An 11,722-nucleotide genomic window follows, 5' to 3' on the forward strand; every position below is an offset into this window, starting at 1 on the left:
GATAGAGAGAATAAAGGAGGGACGGACTAAGAAGTTTTCAGCTTCGTGGTCGTCCCCTTTGTTATAATATCCTTAAAGGGGATGAGACTCATGCTCCCTATTGAAGAGGATTTTATGGTATAATATTTAATGCTGAAATTTTTAGACCGATACATAGTAGAAATGGGGATTACAGGGTATGAAATTCATTGATTGTAACCATCAAGCGAATATCATTCATCAATACATAGAAGAGCAGTTGCATCACTCTTATCTAAAGGAATATATTGATCAACCGTATATTGACCGGGACCGGATCTATTTTCTGCTCCTGCCTTTCGTAAGGGAAGGACGGACGATGAGTAAAGAAGTTGTACAGTGGATTTCGACTGCCATGTTATTGCAGATAGCCCTTGATACACATGAAAAGGTTACAATCTCTGAACGTGATTCCTTGAAGGAAAGGCAGCTGACAGTACTCGCTGGAGTGTACTTCAGCAGCCTCTATTACAAGATCCTCGCAGAAACAGATGATGTTGAACTGATCTCACATTTAGCAAAAGCGATCAAAGAAATCAATGAAAGCAAAATTTCCATATACAAGGACGAACATAAAAGCATCACTGAACTCATGAAGAAGTTAAAGACCAGGGAATCAGCGATTGTGTCCAACTTCTATCGTTCTTTTGAAGACAATCAGTGGATCGAGATCGTCGAAGAAGCCCTGCTTTACAAGAAGCTCGTTCAGGAGAAGATAAGTCTCGGGCATTCGCAGTATACAAGCTTCATCCGGGCTTTGACTACTTTATCCAACCGGACAGATCAGACTTCACCGGACTTCCATTTAACAAGAGAAGAGACTGGGCATCTGCTATCTCAAATAGATGAACTTCTAGCAGTGACAAAGAGAAAGGTCCAGGGACAGCTAGAGAGCATCGAGCCGGACACGCCCTATTTTAAGAAGCTTATTGTGGAGCTGTTACCTTACACAGAGCCTGAACCAATGACCAAACTATACGCGGAAGAAGGGTAAAACAACATGCAGCAGTCGAAAGAACAAAAAGTTCATGGAGTGTTTGAAAAGATTTATTCCAATTATGATAAGATGAACTCCGTAATCAGTTTCCAACAGCATATAAAGTGGAGAAAAGATACCATGAAGCATATGAATGTGAAGCCTGGCTCCAAGGCACTTGACGTTTGCTGCGGTACTGCGGACTGGACATTGGCCATCGGGGAAGAAGTCGGTGAGTCCGGCAGCGTGGTGGGTCTTGATTTCAGTCAAAATATGCTTTCGATCGGTAAAGAGAAAGTCAAAGAGTCCCACCTGAACAATATCGAACTGATTCATGGAAACGCCATGGAGCTCCCTTTCGACGATAACACGTTTGATTATGTGACCATTGGCTTCGGTTTGCGAAATGTCCCTGACTATCTCCACGTCCTGAAGGAAATGAACCGAGTAGTGAAACCTGGAGGGATGGCCGTCTGCCTTGAAACCTCCCAACCTACCATGTTTGGATTCAAGCAGATGTATTACGCATATTTCCGTTTTGTAATGCCCCTTTTCGGGAAGATATTCGCCAAGAGTTTTAATGAATATTCCTGGCTTCAAGAATCTGCCAGGGATTTTCCAGGCATGAAGGAGCTTGCACAGATGTTTGAAGAAGCAGGCTTTAAAGACATACATGTGAAGCCATATAGTGGCGGGGTTGCTGCCATGCATTCCGGCAGAAAGTAAGAAATTCGTAAATTAGGTGGAAAAACTATGAAGCTAAACAGGATGTATTCGTTTCTTAAAGCGGATATAGATGAAATTGAAAAGGAATTGGAAGTGGCGATCGAGTCAGAATCCCTGCTTTTACAAGAGGCCTCCCTTCACCTTCTTCAAGCAGGTGGGAAGAGGATCCGGCCGGTGTTTGTTTTGCTGTCTGCCAAATTTGGACAATACGATATTAATAGTGTGAAAAATGTAGCGGTAGCATTAGAGCTGATGCACATGGCTTCCCTCGTACACGACGATGTGATCGACGATGCAGAGTTGAGAAGAGGAAAACCGACGATTAAAGCCCAATGGGATAATCGTATCGCGATGTATACTGGGGATTATATATTTGCACGTGCCCTTGAATATATGACTTCAATAAAAGTTCCTGAAGCACATCAGATTTTATCACACACACTGGTGGAATTATGTAAGGGTGAAATCGCTCAAATCGAAGATAAATATCGATTTGATCAGAACCTGCGGAATTATCTTTTACGGATCAAAAGGAAAACCGCCTTGCTTATTGCCGTAAGCTGCCAGCTCGGTGCTATTTCTTCCGGTGCGCCTGAAGAGATTCACAGGCGTCTTTACCGATTTGGTTACAATGTAGGAATGAGTTTTCAGATCACGGATGATATCCTGGACCTTACAGCGAGCGAGGAAGAACTGGGTAAACCGGCGGGAAGCGACTTGTGGCAAGGGAATATCACCCTTCCGATCCTGTACGCCATGGAAAATCCGGATTTGAAAGCCAAGATTGAACGAGTGACGGAATATACCACCCCTGACGAAATGAAAGAGGTCATATCTTCCATCCTGGCCACCGATGCTATCGACCGGTCCCATGAGCTCAGCAGGATGTATCTGGATAAAGCCTTGAAAGACCTGGAGCACCTTCCATATAACCGGGTAAAGAAAAGCCTTAAAAATATCGCAAACTATATCGGTAAGAGAAAATATTAAGAAAATTTAAAATGGAAACGTTGCCAAAACCCCCAATCAGTGTTACTATTTTCGTGGGATGTCCTTAGGAATTCCATACATACATATTAGGAGTGGGGAAGATGGAAAAGACATTTTTAATGGTTAAGCCGGACGGCGTACAAAGAGGGTTAATCGGTGATATCGTATCACGTTTCGAAAAAAAGGGCTTTCAATTAGTAGGTGCCAAGCTTATGAGCATTTCTAACGAGCTTGCAGAAGAGCATTATGGTGAGCACAAAGAAAGACCATTCTTTGGGGAACTTGTTGACTTTATTACTTCAGGACCTGTATTTGCAATGGTTTGGCAGGGTGAAAACGTCATCACGACTGCACGTGGCATGATGGGAGCGACAAACCCTAAGGATGCCGCTCTTGGTACGATCCGCGGTGATTTCGGTCTGACTGTAGGCAAGAACATCATCCACGGTTCCGACTCTTCTGAAAGCGCTGTAAGAGAAATCGGTCTATTTTTCAAAGAAGAAGAATTGGTTGAATATTCCAAATTAATGAACGAGTGGGTTTACTAATAGCCTTTGCTATTTAGAAGCAGGTCGCTGTTTGCGGCTTGCTTTTTTCTATGGATAAAGGTTTAACTTTTCCCTGTAATGTTCGATATACATAATATAGCTTTATACCTTTATAGCAGCAAAGAGAGTGTGGATCTGAATGTCAAATGATTATAGTGAATTTATTCAAGGGGTTAAACGAAAAACGGGTATTGATCTTTCCCTATATAAAGAAGCACAGATGAAGAGGAGACTGACGGCCCTTTATGAAAAGAAAGGGTATGGAAGTTTTCAGGAATTCTTAGGTGCGTTGAATCGGGATCGAGAAGAAATGGAAGGGTTCCTGGATCGTATGACCATCAACGTGTCAGAATTCTTTCGTAACTACAAGCGTTGGGAAATACTGGAGACGAAGATCCTCCCGAGACTGATAAGTGGGAATCAAACGTTGAAGGTATGGAGCGCAGCATGCTCAACCGGGGAAGAACCTTACACCCTTTCCATGATGCTGTCGAAGTATATGACCCTCTCAAACGGTTCAATCACAGCTACAGACATAGACAAAAATGCACTTCAACGTGCCATGAACGGGCTCTATCCCGAAAGGTCACTATCCGAACTCCCGGGGGAAATGAAAAAAACCCATTTCACCCAGGAAGGACCTTTATTTAAACTGAAGGACGAAGTGAAGCGAACGGTGAGCTTTAAGCAGCAAAACCTGCTTTCGGACCCATTTGAAGGGAATTATGATTTGATCGTGTGCAGAAATGTGATGATCTACTTCACGGAAGAGGCCAAAAACCTTCTTTACCATAAGTTCAATAGTTCACTAAAGCCCGGCGGCGTCCTCTTCGTAGGCAGCACCGAACAAATCTTCAACCCCTCACAATACGGCTTCGAAACAGAAGACACCTTCTTCTACAAAAAAATATAAACAACGACGATGTCAATCTGCATATTAGAAGCACTTTTTTCATCCCTTGGGATGATGAAGAAGTGGACTCTCAAAATGTGAGGATTCACATCGTTTTATATTTTTCAGGAAAATAGAATATTAGAAAAGTTTTTAAACGTAAGGACTAGGAAAGAATATAAATTCTATGTTATATTGGTACATAATTCTTTAACGAGTTGAAGGGGGAAAGTAAATGAGATACTTAACATCTGGAGAATCACATGGACCACAGTTAACGACCATCATTGAAGGGCTGCCGGCAGGAATGCCGCTTGAAGCTGAAGATATAAATGAAAACCTGGCAAGAAGGCAGAAAGGATATGGGCGCGGACGAAGAATGCAGATAGAAAAGGACCGTGCTTCGATCGTCGGCGGGGTGAGGCATGGATATACGCTTGGTTCTCCTTTAGGATTGGTTGTGGAGAATAAAGACTGGACTCACTGGACGAAGGTGATGGGAATCGAGCCCCTTCTCGAGGGCGGAGAAGAAGAAGTGAAGAGAAAGATCTCGAGGCCCAGACCCGGTCACGCGGATCTCGTCGGCGGAATGAAATATGGACATAGAGATCTCAGGAATGTCCTGGAACGTTCGTCTGCCAGGGAGACGACTGTAAGGGTGGCAGCAGGAGCCGTTGCTAAGAAGCTGTTGAAATTATTGGATATTGAAGTTGTCGGACATGTCCTTGAAATCGGAGGCATTAAGGCCGAAAAGCTTCATTATGATTCGATAAATGAATTGAGAGAGATTACGGAAGAATCTCCTGTCCGCTGCCTGGATGAAGAGGCTGCCGGGAAAATGATGAACCTGATAGATGAAGCGAAGCAGAATGGGGATTCCATAGGCGGGGTCGTAGAGGTCATCGTTGAGGGTATGCCTGCAGGAGTGGGAAGTTACGTTCATTATGATCGTAAGCTTGATGCGAAAATTGCTATGGCGGTCATGAGTATCAATGCATTTAAAGGGGTCGAATTCGGCTTGGGGTTTGAAATGGCAAGAAAGCCTGGAAGTGAAGTGCATGACGAAATCGCATGGAGTGAAGAGCTTGGGTACTATAGGAAAACGAATCGTTTAGGAGGATTTGAAGGAGGAATGACAACGGGTATGCCAATCCGTGTCAAAGGTGTCATGAAGCCGATCCCGACACTCTACAAGCCACTTCAAAGTGTGGACATCGAAACGAAGGAACCCTTTAAAGCAAGCATCGAGAGATCGGATAGCTGTGCGGTTCCAGCTGCAAGCGTAGTAGCAGAAGCCGTAGTGGCATGGGAACTTGCCGCTGGCATCATCGAACAATTCAATAGTGATCAATTTGAGAAACTTCGTCAGGATATCAACAGACAACGCCAGGATTCAAAGGAGTATTAATGAAATGAAACAGGTAACCATTCAAACTGCTTCCAAGACATATGACGTGAATATTGGAGTGGAGATGACGAATGAGATGGTTTCTTTCATTAAGAATTCCTTCCCTGATGTTTCAAAGCTATGGCTCATTGCCGATGAAGCCGTATATAAGCTTCATGGGCAAGCATTCTCGGATGATCTCGGTCAGTCCTTTGATGTAACCATTTATCAAGCTCCCAAAGGGGAAAAGGCGAAAAACTTTGCCACGTATGAAGAAGCGATAACACACGGACTCAAGCATAGAGTAGATCGCAAATCCATCGTGATTGCTTTCGGTGGCGGTGCCATTGGAGATCTTGCGGGCTTTATCGCATCCACCTATATGAGGGGAATCCCTTTCATCAGCGTTCCGACGACAATACTTGCACATGACAGTGCCGTGGGAGGGAAAGTGGCGATCAATCACCCCCTGGGGAAAAATATGGTCGGACAGTTTTACCAGCCGGAAGGCGTATTCTTTGATTTGAATTACTTTTCTAGCCTCCCTAAAACGGAAATCCTATCGGGATTCGCTGAAGTGATCAAACATGCCTTCTTATCTGACCGGGAGTTCCTTCAGGATCTCATGCATTCTTTCCGATCGCCTGAAAACATGGAGGAAAGCTTTTTAACAGATTGCCTGATTAGGGGAATACAGGTAAAGGGAGACATTGTATCAAAGGATGAACGGGAGTCAAATATCCGGGCTTTCTTGAACTTCGGACACACTTACGGGCATGCAGTTGAAAGTGCAAGCGGCTATGGGAATCGGACTCACGGGGAGTCAGTCATGATCGGGATGGTCTATGCTTTATATCTCAGTGAACGCTACTGCAATCTGTCAATTGACATGGAGAGGTTCATAGGGTGGATCAAATCTTTGGGGTACAATCTGAAGGTTCCTTCCAACATCGGCTTCGACACATTATACGAGGGGATGAAGCTTGATAAGAAGTCCATGAACGGAAATCCGGTCTTCGTGCTGTTGAAGGATATCGGTGAACCCGTGATGGCAAACGTTACGGAGGAGGATTTAAAGCAGGCGGATGCATACATCCGAAAGCTATAGATCCCGTCCCTATAGAGTATACAATATCAAGAAAAAGGGAGAGTGGAAGAATGATCAGGGGAATTCGAGGTGCCACTACAGCAGATCGTGATAATGAAAAGGAAATTCTCCTTTCAACTGAAAGTCTCTTTAAGGAAATGATTTTACATAATGATATTAAGGCAGAAAATGTCGCATCCGTTTTTATTTCTGCTACAGATGACATTACGAGCGTGTTTCCAGCCAAAGCTTTAAGGGGATTCGAAGAATGGAAATATGTCCCCGTTATGTGCATGCAGGAATTGGACGTACCCCATGGACTATCCCGCTGCATCAGAGTGATGATTCACTATAATACCTCAACACCACAGAGTGACATCCAACATATCTATATGAAAAATGCAGTCAGCCTTCGTCCTGATTTGAAAAAAAATAAGCGGCCATTATGAATACGACTGAAAGGAAGTTAAACATGAAGTGGAAATCCCAGATTCAAAATCTTAAAGCATACCAGCCTGGAAAAACGATGGATGATGTAAAAGAGCTATTCAATCTTGAGAAAGTAGTCAAGCTTGCATCGAATGAAAATCCCTTCGGATGCTCAAGTAATGTTGAAACCTATCTAAAAAACAATGCCCTCTCACACGCGCTCTATCCTGACGGTTATGCGAAGGAGTTACGTTTTAAGATGGCAGAACATTTATCTGTGGAACCTGGACAATTATTGTTTGGAAATGGCTCTGATGAAGTGATTGAGATCATCTCAAGGGCTTTACTGGATGGAGGTAAAAGCACGGTTATGGCAACCCCTACCTTCCCTCAATATAAGCATAATGCCATCGTTGAGGGAGCTGAGGTCCGTGAAGTTCCCCTGGATGCTGCAGGAAAGCATCAACTGGCCAAAATGCTGGGAGAAATAGATGACACCACTTCGGTCGTCTGGTTATGCTCCCCCAATAACCCAACAGGGGAATATATTCGGAACGGGGAACTCATTTCCTTCTTGGATGCAGTCCCTTCCCATGTCCTTGTCGTTTTGGATGAAGCGTATTATGAATATGTAGTGGCGGATGATTATTATGATTCTCTGGAATTGTTAAAGTCATATCCTCAATTATTGATTACACGCACCTTTTCAAAAGCATATGGCCTTGCAGGGTTCAGAGTGGGGTTCGGAATCGGGAATAAGGACGTTATCGGGAAATTGGAGCCGATCCGTGAACCTTTCAATAATAATACACTGGCTCAAGGAGCGGCTTCAGCGGCCATCGAAGACCAGGCGTTCATCGAGGAATGCAGGAGAGAGAACCGAAAAGGACTAGCGCAGTATTACCGCTTTTGTGAGGAACACAGCCTCGCCTATATACCATCCCAAGCGAACTTCGTCTTGATCGACTTTGGCGTAAGTGGAGACGAGGTATTTCAGTACTTGATGAGCAAGGGCTATATCGTACGGTCCGGCGAAGCACTCGGATACCCTCATTCAGTCAGGATAACAGTCGGGTCTCATGATCAAAATGAAGAGGTCATCGAGAAAATGACGGAATTTCTGGCACTTCAGAAACAACCATGATGAGCGGTCGGAGGGGAGTTGGTCCTTTCCGGCTTTTTTCAAATAGAAAGATGGAGGGGAAACGATGAATGGAACAGTGTTGATCATTGGGATGGGCCTGATCGGCGGGTCACTTTCCCTCTGCATAAAAAAAGAGCACCCACATGCCAGAATCATTGGTCATGATGTGAATCATAAAGAATTAAGGCTTGCGAAATCACTCGGTGTGATCGATGAGATGTCCCTTTCTTTACAGACAGCCGCCGAACAAGCGGATCTTATTGTTATTTCTACACCTGTTTTTCAAACAGAAAAGATCATCGCACAATTTGAATCCCTCTCCTTGAAAGAAAGTGTCCTGATCACCGATACAGGAAGTACAAAGGAACAGATTATGAGATCTTCGGAAGTGCTGACCAAAAATGGGATTCAATTTATCGGGGGTCACCCAATGGCGGGGTCTCATAAGAGCGGCGTAGCAGCTGCGAAAGAAATCCTATTTGAAAATGCCTTTTATATGCTTACGCCGGGATCCGGTGTGGCAGAGGAAAGCGTCGGAAGGCTACAAGACTGGCTGAGGGGAACCCACGCGAAATTTTTACTAGTCGAACCAAGGGAACACGATGAGTTAACGGGGATGATCAGCCACTTTCCCCATATTGTTGCGGCGTCACTCGTTCATCAGGCGAAGGGCTCTTCGACTGAACACCCTTATTTGAGAAGGCTTGCTGCAGGAGGCTTTCGTGATATCACCCGTATAGCCTCATCCAACCCAACAATGTGGAAAGACATCACCATACAGAACAGGGGGGTCCTGCTTTCCCTCTTAAAGGAGTGGAAAGTAGAGATGGATGAGGTCGTATCCCTCATCGAAATGAATGATTCACAGAAAATATACGAGTATTTCAACGATGCGAAAGTATTCAGGGATGATCTCCCCATCCTGGAAAAAGGGGCGATACCTTCATTCTATGATTTATTTGTAGACGTACCGGACTATCCAGGTGTGATCTCGGAAGTGACAGGGTATCTTGCGCAGGAGAAGATCAGTTTAACGAATATCAGAATAATGGAAACAAGAGAAGATATATACGGAGTATTAGCGATCAGCTTTCAAACGCTGGACGATAGGGAAAGAGCTTTGAACTGCTTAAGAGAACAAACAAATTATGAACTATTCTTAGGATAAAGGGTGATAAGGATGGAAGCGAATAAAAGACTGTCAAATCCAAACAGTGGTCTGAATGGAGAGCTTCACGTACCTGGAGACAAATCGATTTCCCACCGCTCCATTATGTTTGGATCGGTTGCTGAAGGGAAAACGGTTATACATAATTTTCTTATGGGGGAGGATTGTTTAAGCACGATTTCCTGCTTCCGTAAATTAGGGGTTGAGATCGAGGTCACTGAAGACGCAGTGATTGTATACGGTAAAGGGTGGGACCACTTGAAAGAACCCGCTGACATCCTTGATGTAGGAAATTCAGGGACAACGACCCGTCTCATTATGGGGATTCTGGCAGGAAGACCATTTCATTCGGTCCTGATAGGTGATTCCTCGATTGCCAAAAGGCCCATGAAGAGGGTGACAGAGCCCTTAAAGCAATTCGGTACAGTGATAGATGGACGTTCAGGAGGTGACTTCACGCCACTTTCCATCAGGGGTGGAAACCTGAAAGGGATCCATTATTCTTTACCTGTGGCGAGTGCACAGGTGAAATCCGCCCTCATACTGGCCGGGCTTCAGGCTGAAGGGATGACTGAAATAGTCGAAAAAGAGCAAACGAGGAACCATACAGAAAAGATGATCATCGAGTTTGGGGGAACGATCGAAAAGCGCGGAGATACCGTTAAAGTAATGGGAGGACAGGTATTGAAAGGAACGGAAATCTATGTACCTGGAGATATTTCCTCAGCAGCCTTTTTCATGGTGGCAGCAGCCATCGTTCCAGAAAGTAGAGTACTGTTGAAGAATGTCGGGCTAAATGAAACACGAACGGGCATTGTGGAAGTGATGAAGAAAATGGGTGCGTCCATTGAGGTCATGGAGCAATCAAACGAAGGTGAACCCGTCGGTGATATTCTCGTAGAAACGTCCAAACTTACAGGAATTGAAATCGGAGGGGACCTGATTCCTTCTTTGATCGACGAAATTCCCATCATCGCACTTTTAGCTTCACAGGCTGAAGGGAAGACCGTCATCAAGGATGCCGAGGAATTGAAAGTGAAGGAAACCAATCGGATCGATGCCGTTGTGAAGGAGCTTGGAAAGCTTGGTGCAAACATAGAGGGTACGCATGACGGGATGATCATCCAGGGGAAAACCCCTTTACACGGTGGAGAAGTCCATTCCTGGGGCGATCACCGGATCGGCATGACACTGGCTGTCGCTTCCCTGTTGACTGACTCTGATGTATATTTAGAAGATGCAGAGGCCGTGAAGATCTCGTATCCGACTTTCTTTGAACATATTAACCAACTTGTGATGAAATAAAACTGAATGTATGATGTGAGAGGTGGTTGGTCTTTGGGCTGAATCCGCCTCTCTTTTTAATGAGTGGGTGGCATGAATTCATCCTTACCTTCATAGCTTGTCTATAAAGGAAGGTGATGATGGGGTGAGTACCTATATTATTGAAAATGCCAATTGGGTAAAGGAAACCAAGCTAACTCACACTTCACTATTGGTGAAAGACGGAAGGATTTCAGCCATCAGGAACAGCTTTCAGTACTACAAGTACATGAAAATGGATGTGTCACATTTTTTGATGACGCCCGGACATGTCATGTGTGACTTAATGGTACCCCAGGGGAGCGACTTCATCTCCACAAAGAATTATTACCTTGATGAATTCATAAAAAAAGGGTGTACCACAATTCTAACGGCTTTTTCAATACAGTATGAGTATGAATTCCTTACACAATTGAACGAACGGAAAACTTCCTTGCTCAACAGTCCCCTTGATTATACGATAGGGTTGATAACATCTGCGAATCTGATTACCCAGAACATCATACGGGCATGTAAGCGGCATAGGGTGCCCGTTATATGGATCGAGATGGATGAGGCAAGTGGATTCAGAGACATTCCGTGGGGATGGATCAAAGGATTATTGTATGACTACCCTATTACTTTTGTCCCTTTTTTTACGACAAACATAGACAATAAAACCAAAATGAAGCATCTTAAAATATGGCAGAATTCGATGAAAAACGAGGGTATTCCCCATATTCCCGTTGAAATCCCCGAAAAAGAGCCACTGAACTTAAGCATATTGAAGAAAATTGGAATATATCCCCTTAGAGGAAATTTTTTGGTGGGTGGAGAAATATGTTATAACCTCTATATGAAGCCTGAAGGTGTGTCGGGTACTGAGCCATTATCATTTCAATATGATCATCATGTGCTAAAATGTACTATGAACAAAGGGAAATATCATTATGTGAATAATAGAGGTCATTTTTATCCTGGAGCTGGTGAAGAACTGATCATACAAACCCCGGGATATTTTACTTAATTGAATACAAGCTTTTATATAGAAAGGG

12 protein-coding genes are annotated in these 11,722 nt (G+C 44.0%); all 12 read left to right on the top strand.

Features of this window, described 5'->3' with window-relative positions; genetic code table 11:
• Positions 1–178: 178 nt before the first annotated feature.
• Positions 179–1,012 carry a heptaprenyl diphosphate synthase component 1 gene (locus tag ATG71_RS13440; RefSeq protein ID WP_098440012.1) on the top strand — a complete coding sequence of 278 codons (834 nt, stop codon included), beginning with the start codon at positions 179–181 and terminating at the stop codon, positions 1,010–1,012.
• Positions 1,013–1,018: 6 nt separating this feature from the next.
• Positions 1,019–1,720 (top strand): demethylmenaquinone methyltransferase, encoded by a 702-nt coding sequence (locus ATG71_RS13445; protein ID WP_098440013.1) that lies wholly within the window; start codon positions 1,019–1,021, stop codon positions 1,718–1,720.
• A gap of 27 nt (positions 1,721–1,747) precedes the next feature.
• Positions 1,748–2,710, top strand: coding sequence for a heptaprenyl diphosphate synthase component II (gene hepT, locus ATG71_RS13450; protein WP_098440014.1), 963 nt, complete (start codon positions 1,748–1,750; stop codon positions 2,708–2,710).
• Positions 2,711–2,811: 101 nt separating this feature from the next.
• On the top strand, positions 2,812–3,258 hold the full coding sequence (gene ndk, locus ATG71_RS13455; RefSeq protein WP_098440015.1) for a nucleoside-diphosphate kinase: 447 nt from the start codon (positions 2,812–2,814) through the stop codon (positions 3,256–3,258).
• A gap of 139 nt (positions 3,259–3,397) precedes the next feature.
• Entirely contained in the window at positions 3,398–4,171 is a 774-nt protein-coding gene (locus ATG71_RS13460; protein ID WP_098440016.1) for a CheR family methyltransferase, read from the top strand.
• A 214-nt stretch (positions 4,172–4,385) separates the two neighbouring features.
• A complete protein-coding gene (gene aroC, locus ATG71_RS13465; protein ID WP_098440017.1) occupies positions 4,386–5,558 on the top strand; it encodes a chorismate synthase in 1,173 nt (390 codons plus the stop codon).
• Between the two features lie 4 nt (positions 5,559–5,562).
• A complete protein-coding gene (aroB, locus tag ATG71_RS13470; RefSeq protein ID WP_098440018.1) occupies positions 5,563–6,645 on the top strand; it encodes a 3-dehydroquinate synthase in 1,083 nt (360 codons plus the stop codon).
• 50 nt (positions 6,646–6,695) lie between these two features.
• Positions 6,696–7,073, top strand: coding sequence for a chorismate mutase (aroH, locus tag ATG71_RS13475; protein ID WP_098440019.1), 378 nt, complete (start codon positions 6,696–6,698; stop codon positions 7,071–7,073).
• A gap of 23 nt (positions 7,074–7,096) precedes the next feature.
• Positions 7,097–8,197 (top strand): histidinol-phosphate transaminase, encoded by a 1,101-nt coding sequence (hisC, locus tag ATG71_RS13480; protein ID WP_098440020.1) that lies wholly within the window; start codon positions 7,097–7,099, stop codon positions 8,195–8,197.
• Between the two features lie 64 nt (positions 8,198–8,261).
• The gene (locus tag ATG71_RS13485; RefSeq protein ID WP_098440021.1) at positions 8,262–9,365 is read left to right on the top strand and encodes a prephenate dehydrogenase; all 1,104 of its coding nucleotides are present in this window, start codon (positions 8,262–8,264) and stop codon (positions 9,363–9,365) included.
• 12 nt (positions 9,366–9,377) lie between these two features.
• Positions 9,378–10,670: a 3-phosphoshikimate 1-carboxyvinyltransferase gene (gene aroA / locus ATG71_RS13490; protein ID WP_098440022.1), complete on the top strand. Its 1,293-nt coding sequence runs from the start codon at positions 9,378–9,380 to the stop codon at positions 10,668–10,670.
• A 565-nt stretch (positions 10,671–11,235) separates the two neighbouring features.
• Positions 11,236–11,694, top strand: coding sequence for a hypothetical protein (locus ATG71_RS23140; protein WP_142953483.1), 459 nt, complete (start codon positions 11,236–11,238; stop codon positions 11,692–11,694).
• Positions 11,695–11,722: the final 28 nt, after the last annotated feature.

This window comes from Bacillus sp. es.034 (assembly GCF_002563655.1).
Lineage (GTDB): Bacteria > Bacillota > Bacilli > Bacillales > Bacillaceae_B > Rossellomorea.

Excerpts from the sequence above, each read along its gene's own strand:
- ATG71_RS13440 (WP_098440012.1), top strand. The coding sequence starts at position 179 with ATGAAATTCATTGATTGTAACCATCAAGCGAATATCATTCATCAATAC.
- ATG71_RS13445 (WP_098440013.1), top strand. The coding sequence starts at position 1,019 with ATGCAGCAGTCGAAAGAACAAAAAGTTCATGGAGTGTTTGAAAAGATT.
- hepT (WP_098440014.1), top strand. The coding sequence starts at position 1,748 with ATGAAGCTAAACAGGATGTATTCGTTTCTTAAAGCGGATATAGATGAA.
- ndk (WP_098440015.1), top strand. The coding sequence starts at position 2,812 with ATGGAAAAGACATTTTTAATGGTTAAGCCGGACGGCGTACAAAGAGGG.
- ATG71_RS13460 (WP_098440016.1), top strand. The coding sequence starts at position 3,398 with ATGTCAAATGATTATAGTGAATTTATTCAAGGGGTTAAACGAAAAACG.
- aroC (WP_098440017.1), top strand. The coding sequence starts at position 4,386 with ATGAGATACTTAACATCTGGAGAATCACATGGACCACAGTTAACGACC.
- aroB (WP_098440018.1), top strand. The coding sequence starts at position 5,563 with ATGAAACAGGTAACCATTCAAACTGCTTCCAAGACATATGACGTGAAT.
- aroH (WP_098440019.1), top strand. The coding sequence starts at position 6,696 with ATGATCAGGGGAATTCGAGGTGCCACTACAGCAGATCGTGATAATGAA.
- hisC (WP_098440020.1), top strand. The coding sequence starts at position 7,097 with ATGAAGTGGAAATCCCAGATTCAAAATCTTAAAGCATACCAGCCTGGA.
- ATG71_RS13485 (WP_098440021.1), top strand. The coding sequence starts at position 8,262 with ATGAATGGAACAGTGTTGATCATTGGGATGGGCCTGATCGGCGGGTCA.
- aroA (WP_098440022.1), top strand. The coding sequence starts at position 9,378 with ATGGAAGCGAATAAAAGACTGTCAAATCCAAACAGTGGTCTGAATGGA.
- ATG71_RS23140 (WP_142953483.1), top strand. The coding sequence starts at position 11,236 with ATGGATGAGGCAAGTGGATTCAGAGACATTCCGTGGGGATGGATCAAA.